The following is a 25,309-nucleotide window of genomic DNA, read 5'->3' as shown; positions in this document are numbered from 1 at the left end:
CTTGTCTATTTCCTCAGCGGTAATTTCTACTAAATTCTTCGTATTTAGACATGTAATCAATTAGCTGGCAAATGTCAGGAGGGGCCTTGTTTTTTGGCCAATTCGACACGCCGAAATGCAAAACCGGCGCGGAAAATCGCAAAGGGCTTGTTTTTGTGCGCCGCATGCGCTTTGACTGCGCACCAAACAGGCGATGCCAACTTCAAGAGAACCTTCATGCGTCTTTCCCGCTACTTCCTTCCCATCCTGAAAGAAACGCCCAAAGAGGCGGAAATCGTGTCGCACCGGCTGATGCTGCGTGCCGGCATGATCCGCCAGCAGTCAGCCGGTATCTATTCCTGGCTGCCGCTTGGACTGAAGGTGCTGCGCAAGATCGAACGCATCGTTGAGGAAGAGCAGGCAAGGGCAGGGGCCGTGCAGCTGCTGATGCCGACCATCCAGTCGGCGGATCTCTGGCGCGAAAGTGGCCGCTATGATGCCTATGGCAAGGAGATGCTGCGCATCACCGACCGGCATGAGCGCGACATGCTGTTCGGGCCGACCAACGAGGAGATGATCACCGACATCTTCCGCGGCTACGTGCGCTCCTACAAGGACCTGCCGCTCAACCTCTACCATATCCAGTGGAAGTTCCGCGACGAGGTGCGTCCGCGCTTCGGCGTGATGCGTGGCCGCGAGTTCCTGATGAAGGACGCCTATTCCTTCGACCTCGACAAGGAAAGCGCGCGCCATGCCTATAACCGCATGTTTGTCGCCTACCTGCGCACGTTCGAGCGCATGGGTCTGAAGGCCATCCCGATGAAGGCCGATACCGGCCCCATCGGCGGCGACATGAGCCATGAGTTCATCATTCTTGCCGAAACCGGCGAAAGCGAAGTCTTCTGCGACAAGTCGCTCCTGGAGATGCCCACGCCGGCGGAAGACACGGATTTCTTCTCGGATCTGACGCCGATCGTGACCGAGTGGACAACGCCTTACGCCGCCACCGACGAAATGCACGACGAGACGGCCTTTAATGCGCTGCCGGAGGAGACGCGCGTTTCAGCCCGGGGCATCGAGGTTGGCCACATCTTCTATTTCGGCACCAAGTATTCCGAAGCCATGGGCGCGAAAGTCGCCACCGCCGAGGGCACAGAGGTTCCGGTGCACATGGGCTCCTACGGTGTTGGCGTTTCACGCCTTCTTGGTGCCTTGATCGAAGCCAATCATGACGACAACGGAATCATCTGGCCGAAGTCGGTTGCCCCGTTCCATGTCGGGCTGGTCAATCTGAAACCGGGTGATGAGCTGACGGACGCCGCGTCTGAAGACCTTTATGCCAAGCTGGAGGCAGCGGGCATGGAAGTTCTTTACGACGACACCGATACGAGGGCAGGTGCGAAGTTTGCGACGATGGACCTGATCGGCCTGCCTTACCAGGTGGTGGCGGGACCGCGAGGGCTGAAAGACGGCCTTCTTGAAGTCAAGGACCGCGCAACTGGGGAAAAGGAAATGCTTTCCCCGGAAGCCGCCTTGAACAAGCTGACCGCGGCATTGACGGACTAAAGCCATCCGTCGATGCTTTGGCATAGGGATTCGGCGCGTTTTAAACGGCGCGCCGCCGGGGCATGGCTGAAATGGATGGACAATGACAGCGGTAGACACGGCGGATATTGACGACGGTCGCAAGCCGGCGGATACGACGCGCCCTTTTTCTCCCTTCGAATGGATGATTGCCGGCCGCTATCTGAGGTCGCGGCGACGGGAAACCTTTATCTCCGTGATTGCCGGCTTTTCCTTTGCCGGGATTATGCTCGGGGTTGCGACACTGATCATCGTCATGGCGGTGATGAACGGCTTCCGCACGGAGCTGCTTAGCAAGATCCTTGGTATCAATGGGCACATGCTGGTCCAGCCGATCGATTTGCCGCTGACCGACTATGACGTTGTTGCGCCAAAACTCGAAACGGTTCCCGATGTCGTGGCCGCGATGCCGTTTGTCGAAGGTCAGGCGCTTGTGTCCGGACCAGCCGGCAATCTGGGTGCCCTGGTGCGCGGCGTTTATGAAAGCGACATTCGCCGCATGCCGTTGATCGCAAACAATATCCAGCTTGGAACGCTCGACGGCTTTGCCGAAGGCGAGGGTGTTGCGATCGGCACCAACATGGCAGCCCAGCTGGGGCTGACGGTTGGCGACAATATCACCGTGATCTCGCCACGGGGCAGCGTTACCCCGATGGGGGTGACGCCGCGCCTCAAGGCTTACCCGATTACTGCGATCTTCAAGATCGGCATGAGCGAATATGACGCCACCTTCCTGTTCATGCCGCTGGAAGAAGCGCAGGCCTATTTCAACATGGACACCAAGGCGACCGGGATCGAGATCTACGTGGTCGATCCGGACAATGTCGGCGTGATGAAACCGGCGCTTGAAGAGGCAGCCGGTCGCCCCACCTTCGTCACTGACTGGCGTCAGCGCAATGTCACATTCTTTTCCGCCCTGGAAGTGGAGCGGAACGTGATGTTCATCATTCTGTTCCTGATCGTTCTTGTGGCCGCACTCAACATTATTTCGGGCATGATCATGCTGGTGAAGGACAAGGGCAAGGACATCGCCATCTTGCGAACCATGGGTGCAACGCGCGGTGCGATCATGCGGGTGTTCCTCATTACTGGCGCGAGCATCGGCTGCGTCGGAACGTTGGCAGGTTTTGTTCTCGGCCTGGTGGTCTGCCTGAACATTGAAAGCATCCGGCAATTCGTTTCCTGGATGACGACCACGGAGATCTTCTCCGAAGAACTTTATTTCCTGTCGAAACTTCCAGCGGAAATCGACAGCGGCGAAACCATAACGGTCCTTATCATGGCGCTTGGTCTCTCGCTGCTGGCGACCGTCTATCCGGCCTGGCGGGCAGCCCGACTCGATCCTGTCGAAGCACTCAGGTATGAATAGGGAGACGGGAGATGAACATGGCCGTTGACCCGCGACGCACCCCGGGCCTTGCGCCTGCTGCCCTGGAACTGTCTGGCATCACACGCAGTTTCGATGAGGGGGACAGGGAGCTTCATATCCTGAAAGGGGCCAATCTCCGGATCGAGGCCGGCGAGATGGTCGCCCTTGTTGCTGCATCCGGCACCGGCAAATCGACCCTGTTGCACATAGCCGGATTGCTGGAGCGACCGGATGATGGCGATGTTTTCCTCGGTCCGGTCAATTGCTCGGACCTCTCGGATGCCGAGCGCACCGCTATCCGGCGCAATGATATCGGCTTCGTCTACCAGTTCCATCATCTGCTGCCGGAGTTTACCGCGCAGGAAAACATCATGATGCCGCAGATGATCCGCGGCCTGCCGAAAAAGGTGGCGGCGGAGCGGGCGGACGAGTTGCTCAGCTACATGCGGCTCGGCGAGCGCGGCAAACACCGGCCGTCCGAACTTTCCGGTGGTGAACAGCAGCGTGTAGCCGTTGCCCGCGCGGTGGCGAACGCGCCGCGCATCCTGTTGCTGGACGAACCCACCGGCAATCTTGACCCCAAGACTGCGGCCTATGTGTTCGATGCCCTGTCAGCACTGGTGCGTGCTTCAGGCGTGGCGACACTGTTTGCCACCCACAACATGGAGCTTGCCGGGCGTATGGACCGCGCAATCACGCTTCAGGACGGTCTGGTCAAGGACCTTTAGCCGGATCAGATTGCCCGACAATAAAGAAACGCCGACGCTTGTGGCTCCTTCGAGATCCATGATTTCAAAGGGCTGAGTTTGGCGTGAACAAAGCAAAAACGCAAAGATTTCAGAGAATTTGATTTGCCTGCTGGCAAGTGGAACAAAAAGCGCTTGCAAAGGGAACAGAAATGGAACATAGTCCCCTTACGCAAGGCATAAAGCTTGGAGGACGACATGTTCCATATCGCTCGTGATTTTGCCGCATTCGGGTCTCTCGTCTGCTTCTGCACCACGCTCGCCGTCTGGGGCGACGTGCTGTTTTCCGTTCACTAAGATCCTGCCGTTGTCTATGAGCGTGCTTCCGAGGCGCTCCTTTCGCCGTGCCACGTGCAAGAGCTTGCCGGTGAAAAGAACAGCGGGGACGACGGCTCTGTCATCTCGACAGACGTCCATGAAACAGCTTCACTGAAAAGCTGATTCCTGGAAGATGTCGTAGGTGCGCTATGTCCGGCTCTGTTGCCGATCCTTCTCGTGAAAATGGTGCCGGTGTGCCTGATGGCGGTGGTCAGGCGGGGCCGGGCTATGTCCATCTGAGAGTGCACTCGGCATTGTCGCTGCTGGAAGGCGCGCTGCCGATCAAGAAACTTCTGGATCTGGCGGCGGCTGACAACCAGCCGGCCCTGGCGATTGCCGATACGAACAATCTCTTTGGTGCTCAGGAGTTTGCCGGCAAGGCCTGGGGAAGTGGCATTCAGCCGATCACGGCCTGCCAGCTGTCGGTGTTCTTTGATGATGGTCTGGAAGGCGCGCGCAAGGGAGAGCCTGTCCTTGCGGATGTTGTCGTGATTGCCATGACGGAAGCCGGTTACGGCAACCTCATGGAACTGACCTCGCGGGCCTTCCTGGATACAGAGACCGGTCTGCGGCCCCATGTTTCGGCGCAGTATCTCCTGTCCAAGTCCGATGATGTGATCGTGTTGACCGGAGGCGTCTCGGGACCTGTCGGCGCGGCCTTGCTGGCGGGCCGAAAGGACCTGGCCGAGACCCGGCTTCGAACCCTTGCAGACGCGTTTTCCGGCCGGTGTTACGTCGAGATCCAGCGTCACGGCATGGAAGCCGAGCGCAAGACCGAGGACGCGTTTCTGGCCCTTGCCTATGAGCTTGACCTGCCAATCGTTGCAACCAACGAGGCGTTTTTTCCCAAGCGTGAGGACTATGAAGCCCACGACGCCCTGATCTGTATATCCGAAGGGCGGGTTCTGATAGAGGATGACCGGCGCAGGCTGACGCCGGAACACTATTTCAAGAGCCGGGCCGAAATGTGCGCACTGTTCGCGGACCTGCCGGAGGCTCTGGCGTCGACGGTCGAGATTGCCCGTCGCTGCAGCTTTCGCCCGCTCAAGCGGGCACCGATCCTGCCGCGTTTTGCAGGCGCCGATGCTGATCCGGAAGAAGCGGAACGCGCGGAATCGGCCGAGCTGATGCGCCAGGCCCGCGAAGGCCTGCAGGCGCGTCTTGATGCCCACGGCCTGGCGCCGGGGCTTGAGGAAAAGGATTACTGGGAACGGCTGGACTATGAGACCGGCATCATCGAACGGATGAAATTCCCGGGTTACTTCCTGATCGTTGCCGACTTTATCAAGTGGGCGAAGGCACATGACATCCCGGTCGGGCCGGGTCGCGGTTCCGGTGCCGGGTCGCTGGTGGCCTGGGCACTCACGATTACCGACCTGGACCCGATGCGCTTTTCGCTGCTGTTCGAGCGCTTTCTCAATCCGGAACGTGTGTCGATGCCGGATTTCGATATCGACTTCTGCCAGAGCCGGCGTGAAGAGGTCATTCGTTACGTCCAGGAAAAATACGGCCGCCAGCAGGTGGCGCAGATCATTACCTTTGGATCGCTTCAGGCCCGGGCCGTTCTGCGCGACGTTGGCCGCGTGTTGCAGATGCCTTACGGCCAGGTCGACCGTCTGTGCAAACTGGTGCCGGCAAACCCCGCCAATCCGGTCACACTGGGGCAGGCGATCGAGGATGAACCGCGCCTGCGCGAAGCGGCAAGGGAAGAGGAGATCGTCGAGCGTCTGCTCGGCATGGCGCAGAAGCTGGAAGGGCTTTACCGTCACGCCTCGACCCACGCGGCCGGCGTGGTGATCGGTGACCGCCCGCTGGAACAGCTCGTGCCGCTCTATCGCGATCCGCGGTCCGACATGCCGGTCGCCCAGTTCAACATGAAGATGGTCGAGGAGGCCGGGCTTGTTAAGTTCGACTTTCTCGGGCTGAAAACGCTGACCGTGATCGACACGGCCGTGAAACTGATCGAACGGCGCGGGATTAACGTGGATGTCGCCGGCCTGCCCATCGACGATCTGAAGACCTATGAACTTCTCGCGCGCGGCGAGACGTTTGGTGTGTTCCAGCTGGAAAGTCAGGGCATGCGCCGGGCCATCGCCGGTATGAAACCGGACCGGTTCGAGGACATCATTGCGCTTGTGGCACTCTACCGGCCAGGGCCGATGGAAAACATTCCGGTCTATAACGCGGTGAAACACGGCGAACAGGAGCCGGACTGCCTGCATCCGCTGCTGGAGCCGATCCTGATGGAGACGAATGGCATCATCGTCTACCAGGAGCAGGTGATGCAGATCGCGCAGGTTCTGTCCGGTTATTCGCTTGGTGAAGCTGACCTTCTGCGCCGCGCGATGGGCAAGAAGATTGCCGCTGAAATGGAAGTCCAGCGGGCGCGTTTTGTCGACGGCGCCGTTGAGCGCGGCATCAACAAGACCCAGGCGGGAACGATCTTCGACCTGGTGGCCAAATTTGCCAACTACGGCTTCAACAAGTCGCACGCGGCCGCCTATGCGCTGGTTTCCTATCACACGGCCTGGCTGAAGGCGAACCACCCTGTGGAGTTCATGGCTGCGTCCATGACGCTGGATCTCGGCAACACCGACAAGCTGGGCGATTTCCGCCAGGAAGCCCGGCGCATGGGCATCGAGATCGTGCCGCCGTCGATCAACAGATCTCAGGTCTATTTCGACGTCGCCGATGGCCAGATCCTTTACGCCATGGGCGCCATCAAGGGGGTCGGTGAGCAGGCGGTCGAACACATCGTCGAAGTAAGGGGCGACACGCCGTTCAAGAGCCTCGGGGATTTTGCGCGGCGGATTTCACCAAGGGCGCTCAACAAGCGTACGCTTGAAAACTTGGTGGCCGCCGGCGCCTTCGATGAACTGGAGCCCAGCAGAGCCAAGGTGTTCGAGGGCCTTGACCGGATCATGGGTCTGGCACAGCGCAGCGAGGAAAACAGGACGCTCGGGCAGGACGAGCTCTTTGGCGGCAGCGACAGCGAGGAACCGCTTCAGCTCGACGAGGTCCATGGCTGGACCAACGAGGAAAAGCTGCAGCGCGAACATGCAGCCATCGGCTTTTATCTCTCGGCACACCCGATCGACGAATACGCGTCGGTCCTGAAGAAGATGCGGGCGCAGCCCTGGACGCAATTTGCCGAAGCGGTCAAACAGGGGGCTTCTCACGGCCGGCTGGCCGGCACCGTTGTGTCGATGCAGGAACGCAAGACCAAGAGCGGCACACGTATGGGCATTGCCCGGCTCTCCGACGCCACCGGGCAATACGAGGCGCTGCTGTTCCGGGAGAAGCTGGAACAGTTCCGGGATGTGTTGCAGGCCGGGCGTTCGGTTATCGTTCTTGTGGGCGCGGACATGCGCGATGACGAGCCGTCCTTGCGCATCGAGCAGGTCGACCCGATCGACAAGATGGCTGCGCGGCTTCAAAAGAGCATGCGCGTCTTCGTGCGCGACGAGCGCCCGATCCAGAGCCTCGCCAAACAGCTTCAGGTGCGTGGTGAGGGCGATGTCACCGTGATCGTGCTTCTGGAGAACGGCGCGCGTGAAGTCGAGGTCAAGCTTCCAGGCAGATTCCGATTGTCTCCGGAAATCGCTGGGGCGCTGAAGGCGGTTCCGGGCGTTACGGACGTTCAGTTGGCCTGACGACTGCCGAGCGCCGGTTCGCTATTGGCCAGCAGCCCAGATGATTTCAAGACGGATGCCGCCGGGTTCGGCAAACATCATGTGCTTGCGCGGACCATTGCCAAGTGGTTCCGGGCCGAATTCGATCGTCACCCCGGGCCAGGCCTCTATCTTGCCGGCGAGTGCATTCAGATCGTCTTCCGTTTCGACTTCAAGGGCAACGTGGTGCAGGCCGATATTGGCTTTCCGGTCAAAATCCGTCTTCGGCGCTGTCCGGTCCGCCTGCCAGAGCGTCAGCCTGGCTGAACCGTCAGAGACGGTCGTGCGGGGGTAGCTGTCGTCCCGGGCCAGCAGTTTCCAGCCAAGCAACTCGGTGAAAAAGGCCGTAGTCTGATCGAGATCGCGGACGGTGAGGCCAAGATGATTGATGCCTTTGGTGATCAAGGGAAGTTTCCAGTCCTGTGGTTGTCAGTGCTTATCGGTAAAAATGCCAAGGCAATGCGTCAAGTGGTGCCTGGTTTATCCCGAGGACGGCCCATTGGCTTTCGGTCGTCAGCAAGCCTGACGGAGAAGATTTGAACCGCAAGCTTCCGTAACGTAATCTGATGCGCTACGATACGTTCCTGAAGCTTCTGGCTGGGGGCCATTGCATCTTGCGAGGTGACAACGGATGGCTGGCAGGTTCAAGCAAGCAATGTTTGGCGCTGCGATTCTCGTTGCGGCGATGGCGACACCGAGCGGTAACGCGCACGCAAGTTCTCTCATGACGGCCTGCAAGGTGGATGTCGCTTCCCTGTGCAATGGGGTCAAGGAAGGGCAGGGCCGAATTTCGGCCTGCCTGTTTGCGCATGGCAACAAGATTTCAGGTGCCTGCAAACCGGAACTTACAAAGGTCACGCGCAGCGGAACCTTCAAGCGAATGGTGCCAGCCGGCTTGAACGCTCTGAAGGGGACGGAGCGAGACTCGAAGTTCCGGGAAATTTGCGCGAGGGACATTCGGTCTCATTGCGGCGGGATCGGTTCGGCGACGGACAGGATCCTGGCATGCCTCTACGCCTGGTCCGGCCGGATCGGCAAACCTTGCCAAGCAGAAGCCAGGGCGATTTTGTCCGGAAGGCATTAAGTCGATGAAAAATATGTAACATGACGAATGCGGGGAGGTGGGCTAAACCTCTTGTGACTGTTGCAGGTGGGGGGAAACTTGATGGCATCACAGCCTCTTTGCGCCTGCCCGAAGGCCCGATTTCACGGCTGCCGTCATCAAACCTAAAAATGCGGATACTACCGTACCGGTATCGTGAGGCCCGGTTCGACGGGCGCCACGTGTAACCCGCAACAAACGGGTTGCCTGATCGAAGGTTGTGAGTTGACGCGCCTATCGTTAAGGTGGCGCTTGTAAACACATTAGCCAGCTAATCTTCAGTGAGCCAGTGAGTGAAATTCATGAAAGACACCGAGAACCACACGCTCTCGTTCGATGAATTCGACGAAAAGATCAACCCGCGCCCCGAGGAGTGCGATTTCGACCGGATCGTTGAAGCGGCATTGAGCCGCCGCGGCTTCCTGGGCGGCGTTCTGGCGTTCGGCAGCTTTGCCGCAGTTGGAGGCAGCCTGGTGCCGGGAGTTGCAAAGGCAGCATCCGACCGCTTTGCCTTCGATCAGATCGGCACATCCGTTGCCGACGACGTTGTGGTTCCGGCCGGCTACAAGGCCGAGATCCTTGTGCGCTGGGGGGACCCGATGTGGTCCGACGCACCGGAATTCGATCATGCGACCCGCGGCACGGCTGCCAGCCAGGAGCGCGCCTTTGGCGACAACACTGACGGTATGGACGTCTTCTCGCACAACGGCAAGACGCTTCTGGTGGTCAACAACGAATACACCAACCGGGACATTCTCTGGGGCAACAATCCGGATGCAAAACCGGCATCGGACGATGACATTGCCAAGGGCATGATGGCGCATGGTGTGTCGGTTGTCGAAATCGCCAACACCGACGGCAAGTGGCATATTGTCAAGGACAGCCCCTACAATCGCCGCATTACGCCGAAGACGGAAATGGCGATTACCGGACCGGCTGCCGGCCACGACCTGATGAAAACCGATGCAGACCCGAACGGCACCAAAACGCTCGGTACCTGGAACAACTGCGGCAACGGCACGACGCCTTGGGGGACTTATCTGGCCTGTGAAGAAAACTTCAATGGCTACTTCTCCTCCAGCGAAGACGTTCAGGACGACAATCCCAAGTCCATCACACCGGCCATGAAGCGCTACGGCGTCAACACGAGCGACTGGGGCTATGGCTGGGCAAAGATCGATGAGCGGTTCGATGTTGCCAAACATCCCAACGAGCCGAACCGGGTAGGTTATGTTGTCGAGATCGACCCGACCGACCCGACGTCCACGCCGAAAAAACGCACTGCCCTTGGCCGCTTCAAGCATGAAAACGCCGAAGCCGTCGTCAACAATGACGGCCGCGTTGTCATCTACATGGGCGACGACGAACGAGGCGAATTCCTCTACCGCTATGTCTCCGACGGCGTTTATGCGCCGGGTGTCGACACCAATGAGCTGATGGAAAAGGGAACGCTCTCCGTTGCCAAGTTCAACGCGAATGGCACGGGAACCTGGGTGGCACTGACCCCCGAATCCACCGGCATGGCATCTCAGGCCGAGATCCAGATCCATACCCGCCAGGCAGCTTCTGCCGTCGGTGCGACGACCATGGACCGACCGGAATGGGTTGCGGCCAATCCGAATGTCGCGGAAGTCTACTGCTGCCTGACCAACAACAAGAACCGTGGTGTGAAACCGAATGCCGGAGGGGATGATACCTCCGTAAACGGTCCGAACCCGCGCGAGAAGAACAATTACGGTCAGATCGTTCGCTGGCGTCCGGATGGCGGCGATCACACGCTGCCGGGCTTCACCTGGGATCTCTATGTGCTGGCCGGCAACCCAACGGTGCATTCCGATGCCTATCGCGGTTCGGCCAACGTCAATGCCGACAACATGTTCAACTCGCCGGACGGGCTTGCCTTCGATGACAATGGTCTCCTGTGGATCCAGACCGACGGCAGCTACAAGAACGAGGGCGATTTTGCCGGCCAGGGCAACAACCAGATGCTTGCGGGCGATCCTGTCACCGGGGAAATCCGCCGCTTCCTGGTGGGGCCGAAAGAGTGTGAAGTCACCGGTCTGACCTGGTCGCCGGACCGCCGGACGATGTTTGTCGGTATCCAGCACCCGGGTGAGCGCGGCGACAGCCACTGGCCGGAAGGCGGCGAGTCGGTCCCGCGGTCGGCCATCATTGCGGTCACGCGCGAGGATGGTGGCCTCGTCGGCTGACGCCTCCATGCCAATACATCAGATCGGCCGGTCCAGCACCGGCCGATTTTTTTGTTTGCAGTTCTGTTGACGACACAGCAGTTGCCGGATTGGCTGCGAAATGTTCTGCTTGCGCCGAACAAGGTGACCACTTCGGCCGGCTAATACCGAGGACGGCCCGGTCGCGACTTTCCTGCTTATTGCCAGAAATTCATTGATCAGTCCGGAGATTGCCATGGACCCCGCCGCAGACCTTTCCCCGATCGTGATTGACAGTTTTGCCGCATTCACGCTTGGCATCATTGTCTATTTTCTTGGGGCGCGGCTGACCAAACGCTTCAAGATCCTGTCGGCCTACAGCATTCCGGAACCGGTGAGTGGCGGACTGGCAGCTGCCTTCTGCGCGCTTCTTGTGGTGATCGCGACGGGCAGGGTGATTGAATATGATTTGTCCGTCCGGGATTTCCTGCTGGTCTATTTCTTTACGACAGTCGGGCTGAACGCGCGCATTTCCGACCTGATGCGCGGTGGTCCGATCCTGGCGATCATGCTTGGCCTGACACTGACCTTCATGGTGGTTCAGAATTTTGTCGGCATGGCCGGAGCGCTTCTGTTCGGCATGCCTTCACAAGCCGGTGTCCTTCTGGGAACGGCCTCACTGATCGGTGGTCACGGCACGGCGATTGCCTGGGGCCCGACGATTGCCTCTGACTACGGGGCTGTCGGTGCGGCGGAACTGGGGATCGCTTCGGCCACGGTCGGCCTCATCCTGGCCAGTGTCCTTGGTGGTCCCATTGCCAAGTACCTGATTACCAGAAACAACATCACGGCAATTCCGGAAGACGGTGCAGCCGAAACGACAGAAGCTGCTGCGACGGACGAGACACGGGCACCGATCAATCATGTCGAGATCATGCGCTGCATTCTCTGGATCCATCTGGCGATTGCGATCGGTTATTCGGCGAGCGAAAGCCTTTCTGCGGCGGGGCTGAAACTGCCCCTCTTCGTGCCCTGCCTGATTTCGGGCATCCTTCTGTCCAATCTGTTGCCGCTTGTCTTCAAGAAGGCCAAGGCGCCGGCCGGGTCGCAGTCGATGGACCTGATCAACGAGTTCAGTCTCTCGGTGTTCCTGTCAATGTCGCTGATGAGCATGGAACTCTGGACGCTCGCCAGCAGTGCCGGGGTGCTGGTGGTTACCATGTTGCTGCAAGCTGTTGCCGCGTCTCTCTTCATTATCCTGATCGTGTTCCGCGTGATGGGCCGGAACTATTTTGCCGCCGTGCTCTCCGCCGGGTTCGCTGGCTTTGCACTGGGGGCCACGCCAACGGCAATCGCCAACATGAAGGCTGTGACGCAGCGCTACGGACCGTCACCACTGGCCTTTATCGTCTTGCCGCTGATTTCGGCGTTTTTTGTCGACCTGGCCAATGCCTTCCTGATCAAGTGGTTTCTCGGGTTGGGTTAGGGTCCTGACCCAAGGACTGGTTGATGAAAGGGCATCCCCGAAAAGCCCTCTAGAAAAGTAGGATGAGTGCTATTCCAGCAAGGGCAATCAGCGCTCCGAGCACCGCAGGCAGTGTCGGAGGCTGTCCCTCCTTCAGCCACAGGATCGGCAGCACGAGGACAGGGGAAAGCGACCCCAGCAGCGCAGCGAAACCCGCGTCCAGGTTCTTGAAGGCATAAAGCAGAAGCGACGACGAGACGATATACCCGATCACACCGGGCAGGATGGTGCGTCCAAGCAGCACCGGGGTCAGCGGATGGTTCGGGCGAAACGCGCTTGCCGGCCAAAGTGCCACGACGGAGACCAGGAAAGCTGCGCCCAGCAGCCTGACCGCGGAAACCGTGAGGGGCGACATGCCCTCGGCCATGGCCGGTTTGACAACCAGAAATCCGAGACCCTGGCAAATCGTGGCCAGAAATCCGAGGAGGACGACCCCGGACAGGCCGCCCTTCAGTCTGTCGCTGGCCGATCGTTCGCTCCCGCCAAATTGAATGGCAAGGAAAATGCCGGCAAGGACAACCAGTCCGCCAATCAGAACATTTGCGGAAGGCACTTCCCCGAGCCAGACGAATGCCAATACGGCAACGACAGGTCCCTTGAGGGCAAGCAGGATTTCCGTGCGCCTCGGTCCGCCCCGGCGCAGGCACTCGATCATTGCCAGGTTTCCCAGAAGGATACCGACAACGCTGCTCAAGGCAAAGGCCGGCCAATGATGCCAGAGCACGGAGGGCCAGAATCCCAGGAGCGTGCAGATCAGGGACAGGATAGCTGCGCAGGCGGTCAACTGAATGCGTGTGAATTCAAACGCGCCGAGACGACGGGCAGGGGATTGTGCCAGGACAATTCCCGCCGCCCAGCCTGTCGAAGCTCCGATCGCTGCGGCAACAGGCAGGAACAGCATGACAATCTCCCTCTGACTTGCTACTGATCGCGTAGCAATAGTTTGCTACTAAAAAGATAGCAAGAGGGAATATGTCTCACTCCGTTCCGAAGCCCGGGGCGCCGGTCAGGGGATCGAAAACCGGCAAACCGATCATGGCCCTGTTCGACCTTCTGGGCCGAAGCTGGGCGCTCGGCGTCATCTGGCAACTTTCTGAAGACGGTCTGACCTTTCGGGATCTGCAGAAGAGATGCGAAGGCGTTTCACCGACCGTTCTCAACAAACGGCTCAAGGAGCTAAGGGAATGTGCGCTTGTCGATCATGACGGCACCGGATATGTGCTGACCGCGCTGGGGCAGGAGCTGTTCGCTCTGCTGCAACCATTCGGCCGCTGGTCCGAGAACTGGTCAGAAACTGTCTTTGGTGGCAAAACAGGCCCCGGGTCCGGTTGACGCCGGGGACTGGCCGACAGAAAACGCGGCAGGGGCCAGAACCGGGCCAATCCCTGAAGAAAACTGGCGTTTGGGCCTTGAAATAAAATTTCTTCCCCACTATAAGGCGCGCATTCCACACGCAAGGGGCGGAACCTGAGCTTATCGGGGTCCATCCGGTGCCCGCGAGGAACGTTTCCTCCGGTCCACATCCTCTTGCGGAGGTCAAACCGGAAAACTCAGGAGATAAGGGCCATGGCATTGCCCGATTTCACCATGCGCCAGCTGCTCGAAGCTGGTGTGCACTTTGGTCACCAGAAACACCGTTGGAACCCGCGCATGGGTCAGTACATCTTTGGTGTACGCAACGATGTTCACATCATGGATCTGTCCCAGACCGTTCCGCTGCTGCACCAGGCTCTTAAAGCCGTGTCCGACACGGTTGCCGGCGGTGGCCGCGTACTTCTGGTCGGCACCAAGCGCCAGGCTCAGGAAGCTGTTGCTTCGTCCGCGCGCAACTCCGCACAGTACTTTGTCAACGCCCGCTGGCTCGGCGGCATGCTGACCAACTGGAAGACCATCTCCCAGTCCATTCAGCGCCTGCGCAAGCTGGAAGAGACCCTGTCCTCCGACGCTGCCAACGCTCTGACCAAGAAAGAGCGTCTGTTCATGGACCGCGAGCGTGAAAAGCTCGAGCGGAACCTTGGCGGTATCAAGGACATGGGCGGTATCCCGGACCTGATCTTCGTGATCGACACCAACCGTGAAGCCATCGCCATCCAGGAAGCCCGTCGTCTGGGTATCCCGGTTGCAGCGATCCTCGATTCCAACTCCAATCCGGATGGCATCACCTATCCGGTGCCGGGCAACGACGATGCCGGCCGTGCGATCTCGCTTTACTGCGATCTGATTGCCCGTGCTGCCATCGACGGCATTTCCCGCGCCCAGGGTGCAGCCGGCATGGATATCGGCGAATCGGAAGAGGCTCCGCTTGAAGAAGCTCTCGCCGCTGAAGGCGAAGAAGCTCCGGTCGAAGCTGCTGAAGCTGCTCCGGCTGAAGAAGCGGCTGCGGCTCAGGCCTAAAGAATAACTCTGCCGCGTCCCGCGCGGCAGATTTATGTTGAATTCGCAAGGCGGACTGCAATTTGTTGCAGTCCCGTCATAAAGACGCGGAAAGCGATCGGCTACACCGTGTCTCATCTGAAACCCCCCGTCCACGAGGCAATCGATGAGCATTACCGCTGCGATGGTAAAAGAGCTCCGTGAGAAATCCGGCGCTGGCATGATGGACTGTAAAACCGCTCTGAATGAATCGGGCGGTGACATGGAAGCAGCTGTTGACTGGCTGCGCACCAAGGGCCTGGCCAAGGCTGCCAAGAAGGCAGGCCGTGTGGCCGCTGAAGGTCTGGTCGGTGTGTCTGCAGACGGCGCAAAGGCTGCCGTTGTCGAGCTGAACTCCGAAACCGACTTCGTCGCACGCAACGAAGGTTTCCAGGAGCTGGTCTCCAAGGTTACCAAGATTGCTGTCGGCACCGATGGTTCCGTAGAAGCCCTGGCTGCTGCCGATCTCGACGGCAAGCCGGTCTCCGAAGCCATCACCGACGCGATTGCGACCATTGGTGAAAACATGACCCTGCGCCGTTCCGCCGTCCTGGGCGTGAATGAAGGCGTTGTGTCCACCTATGTTCACGGCAAGGTGGTTGACGGTCTTGGCAAGATTGGCGTTCTCGTCGCTCTGGAATCTTCCGGCGACAAGGACAAGCTCGATGCACTTGGCCGTCAGATCGCCATGCACGTTGCTGCGACCAGCCCGCTGGCGCTGAACACCGAAGCTCTCGACCCGGCCGTGGTCGAGCGTGAAAAGACCGTGTTCTCCGAGCAGGCACGCGAATCCGGCAAGCCGGAAAACATCATTGAAAAAATGGTGGAAGGCCGTTTGCGCAAATTCTACGAGGAAGTTACCCTCGTGAAGCAGGCCTTTGTCATCAACCCGGATCTTACAGTTGAGCAGGCCGTCGAGGCGCTCGCGAAAGAACTCGGCACAGACGTCAAACTCACCGGCTTTGTCCGCTTCGCTCTCGGCGAGGGGATCGAGAAGGAAGAGCAAGACTTCGCTGCAGAGGTGGCGGCAGCCACCGGGCAGTAAGCTCGAAAGAAAGCGCCGGCAAGTCCGGCGCTTTTTTTTTAGGAAGACAATTTTCTAAAAGGGTGACCCATGACGAATTCTCTGCGCTGGAAACGGATCCTTCTGAAGCTCTCCGGTGAGGCCCTTATGGGGTCCCAGGCTTTTGGAATTGACCCGGCCATTGTGCAGAGGATCGCCAAGGAGATTGCCGACGCGGTGGCGCTCGGCGCCCAGGTTGGCGTGGTCGTCGGTGGCGGTAACATCTTCCGCGGCGTTGCCGTGGCTGCCAAGGGCGGCAATCGCGTTACGGGCGACCATATGGGCATGCTCGCAACCATCATGAACAGCCTGACGCTTGCAGATGCCCTGCGCCGGCTCAAGGTCAATGCCCGTGTGCTGTCGGCGGTCGCCGTACCGTCGATCTGCGAGACTTTTTCCCAGCGTGTTGCCGACCGTTACATGGAAGACGGCGACGTCATCATCTTTGCGGGCGGCACGGGCAACCCGTTTTTCACCACCGACAGTGGCGCTGCCTTGCGCGCTGCTGAAATGAAATGCGACGCCTTCCTGAAGGGCACGCAGGTGGACGGTGTCTATTCTGAAGATCCCAAGGTCAACCCGGATGCGGAGCGGTATGAGACCCTCGGTTACGAGGAAGTCATCACCCGCAACCTGAAGGTCATGGACACGACGGCGATCGCTCTTGCCCGCGACAACTCCATTCCGGTGATCGTGTTTTCAATTCATTCGCCGGGTGCCCTGGTGAGCGTGCTCCAGGAAACGGGCACCTACACAGTCGTGGGTGACTGAAAGAATTAGCCGCATTCATTGCACAAGCTCTTGTGTTTCGGTGCGTTTATGCCATGTTGGCGCGCGCCGAGACTCTTCGGTCTGCTGAAGATCCGGATTCTGTTGCGAGCGGAATCGCAGACACGTGCCCCTGACGGCCCGGTTTCGATCGACCCGCTTCCGCCAAATGAAGAAAAACAGTGAGGACAAAATGTCGGTAGAAGGTGTGGACCTGGACGATCTCAAGCGCCGCATGCAGGGGGCTCTGTCGGTGCTGAAAACCGAATTTGCAGGCCTTCGTACCGGCCGCGCTTCTGCGTCCATGATGGATCCGATCTCTGTCGACGCCTATGGCCAGGCCATGCCGATCAACCAGGTTGCAACTGTTTCCGTACCGGAGCCGCGCATGGTTGCCGTTCAGGTGTGGGACAAGAGCATGGTGGCCGCAGTCGAGAAGGCCATCCGGGAATCGAATCTGGGTCTCAACCCCGTTGTCGATGGTCAGCTGCTGCGTTTGCCGATCCCGGAGCTGAATGAAGAGCGCCGTCAGGAGCTGATCAAGGTCGCTCATAAATATGCCGAAGGCGCCAAGGTTGCGATCCGTCACGTGCGCCGCGATGGCATGGACGATGCCAAGAAGGCAGAAAAAGACGGTGATATCTCTCAGGATGATAGCCGTGCAGCCTCTGACGAGGTGCAGAAGCTGACCGATCAGATGATCGCGGAAGTGGATGCAATGCTTGAGAAAAAAGAGCAGGAAATTTCCCAGGTCTGATCCGTTCGGACCGGGCCCGGTGAGTTGGGGAGCACATGAGCGTCAACCCGGATCACAACCTGCAAACATCGGCGACGGACAGCTCCGGCGCCAAGTTGCCGCGTCATGTTGCCTTCATCATGGATGGCAACGGCCGTTGGGCGACGGCGCGCGGATTGCCGCGCACCGAAGGCCACCGGCAGGGGCTGGAAGCGCTGCGCAAAGTGATCCGCCATGCCGGCAAGGTCGGCATTGACGTCATTACCATCTACAGTTTTTCGTCTGAAAACTGGAGCCGGCCGGAAGCGGAGGTCTCGTTTCTGATGGGGCTGCTGCGCCGGTTTGTGCAGCGGGACCTGAGCGAATTGCACGAGGCCAATGTCAAGATCCGTATCATTGGCGGGCGCAGAGACCTTGAACCGGGAATTCTGAAGCTGCTCAAGGAAGCCGAAGACCTGACCCGCAACAATTCCGGCCTTGAGCTGGTGGTGGCGTTCAACTATGGCGCGAGAGATGAAATCCTGCGGGCTGCACAGGCGCTGGCGCAGAAAGTTGCCGACGGTGTGTTCAATCCCGAAGACGTAACAGAGGACGCCCTGTCGGGAGAGCTGGACACGTCCGGGCTGCCTGATCCCGATCTGATTATCCGCACCAGCGGCGAAATGCGCCTTTCCAATTTCCTGCTTTGGCAGGCTGCCTACTCCGAATTCTATTTCTGCGATCTGCTGTGGCCGGATTTTGACGAAGCGGCTTTCGATCAGGCTCTCGACTGTTTCGGCGCCCGCGAGCGACGTTACGGTGGCGTGAGCGCCAAGACGTTTTAACGTCCGGCGGTCAGAATGGCAGAAACAGAGCATCCTCCAAAGAAACTCTCCGATCTGGGCGTGCGCCTTGCCTCCGCCGTTGTGCTGGGACCCGTTGTGCTCGCTATCGCCTATTTTGGCGGGTTCGCCTTCACGTTGCTCATGCTGGCCGCCGCAATGCTGTTCCTCTGGGAATGGTTTTCCATGACTGGCACGCCGTTGAAATCGGTAACCTCCGTGATCGGGCAGGGGGTGATGCTGGTGATTGCGGCGTTGCATGTCAGCGGGATGCCGGAGGCCGGCCTTGGCGCATTGCTTCTGGGTGCACTTGCCGTGTTCGCCTTCAGCGGGTTTTCACGGAGTGGCCGCTGGGGCGCGGAAGGAACGCTTTACAGCGGCCTGGCCCTGTTTTCCCTCCTGGCTTTGAGAGAAGGGGCCGGTGGGCTGCTGTTCATCTTCTTTCTGTTGTTTGTGGTTTGGGCGACCGACATCTTTGCCTATTTCACCGGACGTGCGCTTGGCGGTCCCAAGCTCTGGGCAAGGGTCTCGCCCAAGAAGACCTGGTCCGGGGCGATTGGCGGACTGTTGCTTGCAACGCTTTTTGGAACCGGTGTTGCGTTTTTTGCAGGCGCTTCAGACCTGGTGTTCTGGGCCCTTCTCGCCGCTGCACTGTCGGTTGTTTCGCAAGCGGGAGATCTCCTGGAGTCCGCCATCAAGCGCCGCTTCGACGTCAAGGATTCAAGCAAGCTCATTCCAGGGCATGGCGGCATCATGGACCGCATCGACGGTTTGGTTGCGGCCGCAATCTTCGCGGTACTGCTCGGGCTGATCGCAGGAGGGACCTTGTCTGACCCGATCGCCGGACTTGGACTGACCTAATTCTGGAGTGAGGCCAATGGCGGGTGGTCCCGCAGTTCAAGACAACAACCGACCGGTTCGCATCACCGTTTTGGGAGCGACGGGGTCCATCGGCCAAAGTCTGGCAGATATCATCGAACGTAATCCGAACCGGTTCGAAGTGGTTGCACTCGTTGCCAATCGCAATGCGGATCTTCTGGCCGACATGGCCAAAAGACTGCGCGCCGGCGCCGCCGTTCTCGCTGACGAAGCCCGTCTTGATGACCTGTCCGCACATCTTGCAGGAACCGGAATTGACGTCAGCGGTGGCGCGACGGCCGTGCTGGAAGCGGTCGACCGGGACACGGATCTTGTTGTCGGCGCCATTGTCGGGTCAGCCGGCCTCATCCCGACCATGCGTGCCATCCGGCCCGGACGGCGCATCGCGCTTGCCAACAAGGAATGCCTTGTCTGTGCCGGTGGTCTGTTCATGGCCAGGATCCGCGAGACCGGCGCAGAACTCCTGCCGGTCGACAGTGAGCATAATGCGATTTTCCAGGTCTTCGAAGCCGACAAGGCTGACCAGGTGGAGAAGGTCATCCTGACCGCCTCCGGCGGTCCTTTCCGGCAGATGGCAAAAGCGGACATGGCCCGTGTTACGCCGGAACAGGCCCTGAAACACCCCAATTGGGATATGGGCGCGCGGATCACCATCGACAGTGCGACCATGATGAACAAAGGCTTTGAAGTCATTGAAGCCTCGCATCTTTTCCCCGTTTCGCATGACGACCTTGGTGTGCTGGTTCATCCGCAATCGGTGGTGCATGGACTGGTGCAGTACAAGGACGGATCCCTGTTGGCCCAGCTTGGCAGTCCGGACATGAGAACGCCCATTGCCCACTGTCTTGCTTATCCCGACAGGATGGAAGTGCCCGTCAGGAAACTGGACCTTGCCGAGATTGCGACGCTGACCTTCGAGGCGCCGGATCTGGACCGGTTCCCGGCGCTCAGACTGGCTTTGGACGCGATGAAGGCCGGCGGTGGTGCCCCGGCGGCGCTGAATGCGGCTGACGAGGTTGTGGTTGATGCCTTCCTGACCGGCAAGGCCGGTTTCATGGAAATTCCTGCGGCAATAGAAGCCGTTCTGGAAACAATGGGCGGGCAGGGCGATCTCCGTGAAGCGAGCACCGTTGAAGATGTTCTGGCCATAGACGCGATTGCGCGAAAACGGACCGAGGAATGGATCGCGGCCAGGCGTTTATAACGTTGACAGGTCACGAAAAAACACGGTGCACCATTAACACGCCGTAATTTTCCTTTTAGTACGGTGCATCAGACACATCCAGGCTGCGCGCGATCGGACACCTTACATGGATCTTCTTCTCTCCGCTTACTCTCTCATCGTCGGCACGATAGTCCCGTTTCTGTTCGTGCTCACGATTGTGGTGTTTTTTCATGAGCTTGGGCATTTTGCCGTCGCACGTTGGTGCAACGTCAAGGTGGATGCGTTTTCCGTTGGTTTCGGACGTGAGCTGATCGGGCGTACCGACAGGAAGGGCACGCGCTGGAAGCTGTGCTGGATCCCGCTTGGTGGCTATGTGAAATTCGCTGGCGATGAAAACGCCGCCAGCGTGCCCAGTCGCGAACTGATTGCACAGATGAGCGAAGAGGAGCGCAAGACCGCGTTCATCGCCAAGCCTGTCTGGCAACGGGCGGCCGTTGTCGCAGCCGGACCGATTGCCAACTTCATTCTCGCCATCGTCATCTTTGCCGCCCTGTTCGTGATGATTGGCAAACAGGGATTGCGTCCGGTCGTGGAAGAGGTCTTTGCCGGCGGCGCAGCGGAGCGCGGAGGGATCCAGGCCGGAGACGTCATCGAGGAAATCGACGGGCGAAAGATCCAGACATTCAACGAGTTGCGTCAGGTCGTCCTGATGAACGCCAATACACCACTGGTGTTTGAAGTGGATCGGAACGGCAAAATGGTCACCTTGACCGTAACGCCGGACGCGAAGGAAAAAGAAGTCTTCATGGGCGAACGCCAGGTGGCTGGCGACATTGGGCTGCGCGGTGCTGCAAACCCGGAAAACGTGGTGCTCATCAAATACACACCGCTTGAGGCAATTGCCGAAGGAGGTCGGGAGACCTGGCGGATCATTGATGGGACGGCCAGCTATATCTGGGGCGTGATCACACAGCGGCAGTCGGCTGACCAGTTGGGCGGGCCGATCCGCGTGGCACAGATTTCCGGACAGGTCGCCGATCTGGGTATCCTGCCGCTCATTTCGCTGACAGCGGTGTTGTCGGTCAGCATCGGCCTGATCAACCTTGCGCCGGTCCCGATTCTCGACGGTGGTCACCTCGTGTATTTCGCAGCCGAGGCGTTGCGCGGCAAACCCTTGAGCGAGCGCGTTCAGGACGTTGGTTTCCGGATCGGGCTGGGGCTTGTGCTCATGCTGATGGTGTTTGTCACCTGGAAGGATATCATGCGGCTGGTGGGGACAAATTCATGAGACCCGTGACATTGACGCAACGTCTTCAGACTAAATCGCTTTCAGCCCGGAAGGGCGGTTGCGTTATCGGTAAAAACCTATAAAACACTCGTCGGTTCCGAGAATCTGCTGGGGTGAGTGCGGATTCCCGGGAGGGGTATTAAAAACAAAGGCATAGCGCAATAATGCAGCGATTGCAGAAACTTACACGGGCCGTTCTGCTTGCGGCAGCGATTTTCACGGCCGGTTCGGCCATGCCGCAGGCCTTTGGGCCTGTGTCGCTTGTCAGCGAGGCAGAAGCAGCCGTCGCCCGCAACATCCAGGTCAACGGGAACACCCGTGTCGAGGATGAAACGGTTATCAGCTACCTGACCATCGTGCCCGGGCGCTCGTACAGCGCCTTCGATGTCGATGAGAGCTTGAAGGCGCTTTATGCAACCGGCCTGTTTGCCACGGTTGATATCACCCCGCGTGGCAGCACCGTGGTCGTTACCGTTACGGAGAACCCGATCATTAATCGGGTTTCGTTCGAGGGTAACCGCAAGATCAAGGATGACGCGCTTGAAACAGCCGTGCGGTCTCAGCCGCGCTCGATGCTGTCGCGCGCCAAGGTTCAGGCTGACGTTCAGAACATTCTTGAAGCCTATCGCCGGTCCGGACGGTACGGTGCATCCGTTGATCCGCAGATCATCGACCGCGGCCAGAACCGCGTCGATCTGGTTTTCGAGATCAATGAAGGTGCAAAAACCGGCGTTGAGCGGATCAGCTTCATTGGCAACAACGCGTTCAGCGACGGTCGCCTGCGTGACGTGATCCGGACGCGCGAAAGCGGTCTGTTGAGCTGGCTGCGCAGCACGGATACGTACGATCCCGATCGGCTTGCTGCTGACGAAGAGCTTCTGCGTCAGTACTACAACAAGAAGGGCTATGCCGATTTCCGTATCGTTTCGGTTAGCGCCGACCTCGATCGCGAGCAGAACATCTTCTACGTGACCTTCACCGTCGATGAGGGCGAGAAGTACGAGATCGGCGATGTGGAAATCGTATCGACGATCCCGGATGTCGATCCGGAAGAACTGCGTCGCCTGGTTCGGACCAAGAGTGGCCGCACGTTCAACTCGCTTCGCGTTGAGCAGACGGTTGAAGATATTACGCTGCGTGTCTCGGAAGAAGGCTATGCCTTTGCGCGTGTTCGGCCGCGTGGTGCTCGCGACTATGACAACAACACGATTTCGCTGATCTACTATATCGAAGAAGGTCCGCGGGCCTATGTCGAGCGCATCAACATCATTGGCAACGATCGCACCCGCGAATATGTCATTCGCCGCGAATTCGATATTGCTGAAGGTGATGCCTTCAACCGTGCCCTGATCGACAAGGCTGAGCGGCGGTTGCGCAATCTCGGCTTCTTCGAGAAGGTGTCTGTGACCACGCAACAGGGCAGCTCTCCTGACCGTGTTGTGGTGAATGTCCGTGTCGAGGAAAAACCGACCGGTGAGATTTCCTTCGGTGTTGGCTATTCGACGGTCGATGGCGTGATCGGTGATATTTCTCTGACAGAGAAAAACTTCCTGGGTCGCGGTCAGTTCGTCAAAGTCGCGGTTGGTGGCGGTACAGACACGCAGTCCTACGAGTTCCGCTTTGTCGAACCGTTCTTCATGGGACGCAGGGTGGCTCTTGATCTGGACGTGTATCGCAAGATCGACGATGCCAATGACTACCGTTCGTTTGACCAGAAGAAGACCGGTGGCGGTTTCGGTTTCACCTTGCCGCTGCGCGAGGAAGAGCTGACGCTTCGCCTGTTCTATAACATCTTCTCTGAGGACAACTCGGACCCCGACAACAAGTCTACCGGCATCAACAACTGCGACACCTCGAGTCTGTCGCTGGCTGTGTGTGACTCGCTCGGCACATATCTGACGTCCCTTGCCGGCTATGAGCTGCGGTACAACACCCTTGACCGGAACCTTGACCCGACTGACGGTCTGTACGTTTCCTTCGGTCAGGAATTTGCCGGTCTCGGTGGCGACAGCTTCTACGTCAAGACCGAAGCTCAGGCACGTGCCTACAAGGAAATCCTGGCAGACTACGGTCTCGTTGGTAGCCTGTCCGTTCGCGGTGGCAACATCTTCGCCCTTGGTGACGAGCGGCTGCGTGTTTCCGAACAGTTCATGCTGGGTGGCAACCTTGTGCGCGGTTTCGAAAACCAGGGCATTGGCCCGCGTGACGCAGGGACCGGTGACGCTCTTGGTGGCCAGTTCTACTTCGCTGCCACGGCCGAGACACGTTTCCCGTTCCCGGTCCTTCCGAAGGAATTCGGCCTGAGTGGCGCGGTGTTCGCAGATGCCGGTTCCCTGTGGGACTCCGACAGCGATCTGGTCAACCTGGTCGAGAACAATGGCGGCCGGGTGGACTCAAACGACTTCAACATCCGCGCGTCCGTTGGTGCAGGTATCCGCTGGAACTCGCCGTTCGGTCCGCTCCGCGCCGACTTTGCCTACCCGCTGGTCAAGGATGACGACGACAAGACCCAGGTGTTCCGTCTGAGCGGTGGCACAAGGTTCTAAACTGCGGTCTCATAGAACAGTTACGGCCGCCGATATGATCGGCGGCCGTTTTTGTTTTGAGGCGAGAAGGGTAACGACATGTCCGAGCCGAGTTTCTTCGAGGCGCCAGCCCCGGTTTCGCTGAGCGATATCGCCAAGTGGGCGAATGCCGAAATTTATCGCGGCGATCCCTCACTGGAAATCTCGAGTGTCGGTCCGCTTGAAGATGCCGGACCTGGCGCTTTGGTCTTTTTCGACAACACCGCGTACCTGAAACAACTCGAAGCGACCACGGCAGCTGCCTGTCTGGTCGGCAAGAGACACAAGGACAAGGTGCCGGAAGGTGTTGCGGTTCTGGTGTGTGCCGATGCCTACCGTTCCTGGGCAATGGTCTTGGCACAGCTTTATCCGGCGGCCATGCGGCCGCGCGATCAAGGAGATGCGATTGTCTCCGAGAGGGCGCATGTGGACCCGGAAGCCAGGCTTGAAGACAATGTGACCGTAGAGCCGGGCGCGGTTGTTGGAGCGGGCGCTGAAATCGGTGCAGGAACCGTCATCCGGTCAAATGCCGTAATTGGCCGTGGCGCCAAGATCGGGCGTGACTGTATCATTGGCCCGAATTCTACCGTGCAACATTCCGTGCTTGGAGACAGGGTCTTTTTGCATCCGGGTGTCGCCTGTGGGCAGGACGGTTTCGGATATGCCATGGGGCCGGGCGGACACCTGAAGGTGCCGCAGGTTGGACGGGTCATCATTCAGGATGACGTGGAGATTGGCGCCAACACGACCATTGACCGGGGTGCGAACCGGGACACGATGATCGGTGAGGGTACCAAGATCGATAACCAGGTCCAGATCGGGCACAATGTTGTCGTTGGTCGGCATTGCGTGCTGGTGTCCCAGGTCGGGCTTTCGGGAAGCTGTACGCTGGAGGACTTTGTCGCCATCGGCGGACAGACCGGTGTTCGAGGGCACGTGACCATAGGCATGGGGTCTCAGGTCGCCGCCGTCAGCGTCGTCAGCGAAGACCTTCCGGCCGGTGGGCGATACGGCGGTACGCCGGCAAAGCCGGTAAAGCAGTGGTTCAGGGAGGTTGCTGCCCTGAGAAAACTTGCAGAGCGCGGCGGCGGGTCGTAAACGATAATTCGGACAATCGATAACTTTTCGGCAGCAACTGCCCAGGGGTTTTT

Annotated in this window: 20 protein-coding genes; 18 read left to right on the top strand and 2 right to left on the bottom strand. The window is 59.1% G+C overall.

Annotation, left to right across the window (positions count from 1 at the left end):
* The first annotated feature begins 216 nt into the window (after window positions 1-216).
* From proS to dnaE, 4 genes are all read left to right on the top strand, one after another.
* Window positions 217-1,545 carry a proline--tRNA ligase gene (gene proS, locus CHH27_RS06850; protein ID WP_094070932.1) on the top strand — a complete coding sequence of 443 codons (1,329 nt, stop codon included), beginning with the start codon at window positions 217-219 and terminating at the stop codon, window positions 1,543-1,545.
* Window positions 1,546-1,627: 82 nt separating this feature from the next.
* Window positions 1,628-2,932 (top strand): lipoprotein-releasing ABC transporter permease subunit, encoded by a 1,305-nt coding sequence (locus tag CHH27_RS06845; protein WP_094070931.1) that lies wholly within the window; start codon window positions 1,628-1,630, stop codon window positions 2,930-2,932.
* Window positions 2,933-2,943: 11 nt separating this feature from the next.
* Entirely contained in the window at window positions 2,944-3,660 is a 717-nt protein-coding gene (locus CHH27_RS06840) for an ABC transporter ATP-binding protein (protein WP_094070930.1), read from the top strand.
* Window positions 3,661-4,145: 485 nt separating this feature from the next.
* A complete protein-coding gene (gene dnaE / locus CHH27_RS06835; RefSeq protein ID WP_208988640.1) occupies window positions 4,146-7,649 on the top strand; it encodes a DNA polymerase III subunit alpha in 3,504 nt (1,167 codons plus the stop codon).
* Window positions 7,650-7,670: 21 nt separating this feature from the next.
* Here the strand turns inward: dnaE and CHH27_RS06830 are convergent, their stop codons facing one another.
* The gene (locus CHH27_RS06830; RefSeq protein WP_094070929.1) at window positions 7,671-8,072 is read right to left on the bottom strand and encodes a VOC family protein; all 402 of its coding nucleotides are present in this window, start codon (window positions 8,070-8,072) and stop codon (window positions 7,671-7,673) included.
* Window positions 8,073-8,298: 226 nt separating this feature from the next.
* Between CHH27_RS06830 and CHH27_RS28630 the strand changes: the two genes are divergently transcribed.
* The 3 genes from CHH27_RS28630 to gltS all read left to right on the top strand — a co-directional run bounded on the left by CHH27_RS28630 (window position 8,299) and on the right by gltS (window position 12,423).
* Window positions 8,299-8,751: a cysteine rich repeat-containing protein gene (locus tag CHH27_RS28630; protein ID WP_094070928.1), complete on the top strand. Its 453-nt coding sequence runs from the start codon at window positions 8,299-8,301 to the stop codon at window positions 8,749-8,751.
* Window positions 8,752-9,071: 320 nt separating this feature from the next.
* Window positions 9,072-10,979, top strand: a complete 1,908-nt coding sequence (locus tag CHH27_RS06820; RefSeq protein WP_094070927.1) for a PhoX family phosphatase — start codon at window positions 9,072-9,074, stop codon at window positions 10,977-10,979.
* A 214-nt stretch (window positions 10,980-11,193) separates the two neighbouring features.
* A complete protein-coding gene (gene gltS, locus CHH27_RS06815) occupies window positions 11,194-12,423 on the top strand; it encodes a sodium/glutamate symporter (protein WP_094074565.1) in 1,230 nt (409 codons plus the stop codon).
* 49 nt (window positions 12,424-12,472) lie between these two features.
* Here the strand turns inward: gltS and CHH27_RS06810 are convergent, their stop codons facing one another.
* Window positions 12,473-13,363, bottom strand: coding sequence for a DMT family transporter (locus tag CHH27_RS06810; RefSeq protein WP_094070926.1), 891 nt, complete (start codon window positions 13,361-13,363; stop codon window positions 12,473-12,475).
* A gap of 71 nt (window positions 13,364-13,434) precedes the next feature.
* Here CHH27_RS06810 and CHH27_RS06805 point away from each other — a divergent pair, with 71 nt between their 5' ends.
* From CHH27_RS06805 to lpxD, 11 genes are all read left to right on the top strand, one after another.
* Window positions 13,435-13,794 carry a helix-turn-helix domain-containing protein gene (locus CHH27_RS06805; protein WP_094070925.1) on the top strand — a complete coding sequence of 120 codons (360 nt, stop codon included), beginning with the start codon at window positions 13,435-13,437 and terminating at the stop codon, window positions 13,792-13,794.
* A gap of 234 nt (window positions 13,795-14,028) precedes the next feature.
* Window positions 14,029-14,856 carry a 30S ribosomal protein S2 gene (rpsB, locus tag CHH27_RS06800; RefSeq protein WP_094070924.1) on the top strand — a complete coding sequence of 276 codons (828 nt, stop codon included), beginning with the start codon at window positions 14,029-14,031 and terminating at the stop codon, window positions 14,854-14,856.
* Window positions 14,857-15,001: 145 nt separating this feature from the next.
* Entirely contained in the window at window positions 15,002-15,919 is a 918-nt protein-coding gene (gene tsf, locus CHH27_RS06795; protein WP_094070923.1) for a translation elongation factor Ts, read from the top strand.
* Window positions 15,920-15,988: 69 nt separating this feature from the next.
* On the top strand, window positions 15,989-16,708 hold the full coding sequence (pyrH, locus tag CHH27_RS06790; RefSeq protein WP_094070922.1) for a UMP kinase: 720 nt from the start codon (window positions 15,989-15,991) through the stop codon (window positions 16,706-16,708).
* A 190-nt stretch (window positions 16,709-16,898) separates the two neighbouring features.
* Complete coding sequence (gene frr, locus CHH27_RS06785; RefSeq protein WP_094074564.1) at window positions 16,899-17,462, top strand: ribosome recycling factor; 564 nt, start codon at window positions 16,899-16,901, stop codon at window positions 17,460-17,462.
* Between the two features lie 35 nt (window positions 17,463-17,497).
* A complete protein-coding gene (locus tag CHH27_RS06780) occupies window positions 17,498-18,265 on the top strand; it encodes an isoprenyl transferase (RefSeq protein ID WP_094070921.1) in 768 nt (255 codons plus the stop codon).
* A gap of 15 nt (window positions 18,266-18,280) precedes the next feature.
* Complete coding sequence (locus CHH27_RS06775; RefSeq protein WP_094070920.1) at window positions 18,281-19,123, top strand: phosphatidate cytidylyltransferase; 843 nt, start codon at window positions 18,281-18,283, stop codon at window positions 19,121-19,123.
* A 16-nt stretch (window positions 19,124-19,139) separates the two neighbouring features.
* On the top strand, window positions 19,140-20,345 hold the full coding sequence (locus CHH27_RS06770) for a 1-deoxy-D-xylulose-5-phosphate reductoisomerase (protein ID WP_094070919.1): 1,206 nt from the start codon (window positions 19,140-19,142) through the stop codon (window positions 20,343-20,345).
* Between the two features lie 106 nt (window positions 20,346-20,451).
* Window positions 20,452-21,594, top strand: a complete 1,143-nt coding sequence (gene rseP, locus CHH27_RS06765) for an RIP metalloprotease RseP (RefSeq protein WP_094070918.1) — start codon at window positions 20,452-20,454, stop codon at window positions 21,592-21,594.
* A 164-nt stretch (window positions 21,595-21,758) separates the two neighbouring features.
* Window positions 21,759-24,140: an outer membrane protein assembly factor BamA gene (gene bamA, locus CHH27_RS06760; protein WP_094070917.1), complete on the top strand. Its 2,382-nt coding sequence runs from the start codon at window positions 21,759-21,761 to the stop codon at window positions 24,138-24,140.
* Between the two features lie 78 nt (window positions 24,141-24,218).
* A complete protein-coding gene (lpxD, locus tag CHH27_RS06755) occupies window positions 24,219-25,256 on the top strand; it encodes a UDP-3-O-(3-hydroxymyristoyl)glucosamine N-acyltransferase (RefSeq protein WP_094070916.1) in 1,038 nt (345 codons plus the stop codon).
* Window positions 25,257-25,309: the final 53 nt, after the last annotated feature.

The organism is Labrenzia sp. VG12 (assembly GCF_002237595.1).
GTDB lineage: Bacteria > Pseudomonadota > Alphaproteobacteria > Rhizobiales > Stappiaceae > Roseibium.
The sequence above is the reverse complement of the archived record's forward strand: the minus strand, read 5'-3'. Positions and strand labels throughout refer to the sequence as shown.

What these genes read in the sequence shown, in the direction of transcription:
- proS (WP_094070932.1), top strand. Translation starts at nt 217, where the DNA reads ATGCGTCTTTCCCGCTACTTCCTTCCCATCCTGAAAGAAACGCCCAAA.
- CHH27_RS06845 (WP_094070931.1), top strand. Translation starts at nt 1,628, where the DNA reads ATGACAGCGGTAGACACGGCGGATATTGACGACGGTCGCAAGCCGGCG.
- rpsB (WP_094070924.1), top strand. Translation starts at nt 14,029, where the DNA reads ATGGCATTGCCCGATTTCACCATGCGCCAGCTGCTCGAAGCTGGTGTG.
- dnaE (WP_208988640.1), top strand. Translation starts at nt 4,146, where the DNA reads ATGTCCGGCTCTGTTGCCGATCCTTCTCGTGAAAATGGTGCCGGTGTG.
- CHH27_RS06770 (WP_094070919.1), top strand. Translation starts at nt 19,140, where the DNA reads ATGGCGGGTGGTCCCGCAGTTCAAGACAACAACCGACCGGTTCGCATC.
- lpxD (WP_094070916.1), top strand. Translation starts at nt 24,219, where the DNA reads ATGTCCGAGCCGAGTTTCTTCGAGGCGCCAGCCCCGGTTTCGCTGAGC.
- gltS (WP_094074565.1), top strand. Translation starts at nt 11,194, where the DNA reads ATGGACCCCGCCGCAGACCTTTCCCCGATCGTGATTGACAGTTTTGCC.
- pyrH (WP_094070922.1), top strand. Translation starts at nt 15,989, where the DNA reads ATGACGAATTCTCTGCGCTGGAAACGGATCCTTCTGAAGCTCTCCGGT.
- tsf (WP_094070923.1), top strand. Translation starts at nt 15,002, where the DNA reads ATGAGCATTACCGCTGCGATGGTAAAAGAGCTCCGTGAGAAATCCGGC.
- CHH27_RS06805 (WP_094070925.1), top strand. Translation starts at nt 13,435, where the DNA reads ATGTCTCACTCCGTTCCGAAGCCCGGGGCGCCGGTCAGGGGATCGAAA.
- CHH27_RS06820 (WP_094070927.1), top strand. Translation starts at nt 9,072, where the DNA reads ATGAAAGACACCGAGAACCACACGCTCTCGTTCGATGAATTCGACGAA.
- CHH27_RS28630 (WP_094070928.1), top strand. Translation starts at nt 8,299, where the DNA reads ATGGCTGGCAGGTTCAAGCAAGCAATGTTTGGCGCTGCGATTCTCGTT.
- CHH27_RS06775 (WP_094070920.1), top strand. Translation starts at nt 18,281, where the DNA reads ATGGCAGAAACAGAGCATCCTCCAAAGAAACTCTCCGATCTGGGCGTG.
- bamA (WP_094070917.1), top strand. Translation starts at nt 21,759, where the DNA reads ATGCAGCGATTGCAGAAACTTACACGGGCCGTTCTGCTTGCGGCAGCG.
- rseP (WP_094070918.1), top strand. Translation starts at nt 20,452, where the DNA reads ATGGATCTTCTTCTCTCCGCTTACTCTCTCATCGTCGGCACGATAGTC.
- CHH27_RS06840 (WP_094070930.1), top strand. Translation starts at nt 2,944, where the DNA reads ATGAACATGGCCGTTGACCCGCGACGCACCCCGGGCCTTGCGCCTGCT.
- CHH27_RS06810 (WP_094070926.1), bottom strand. Translation starts at nt 13,363, where the DNA reads ATGCTGTTCCTGCCTGTTGCCGCAGCGATCGGAGCTTCGACAGGCTGG.
- frr (WP_094074564.1), top strand. Translation starts at nt 16,899, where the DNA reads ATGTCGGTAGAAGGTGTGGACCTGGACGATCTCAAGCGCCGCATGCAG.
- CHH27_RS06780 (WP_094070921.1), top strand. Translation starts at nt 17,498, where the DNA reads ATGAGCGTCAACCCGGATCACAACCTGCAAACATCGGCGACGGACAGC.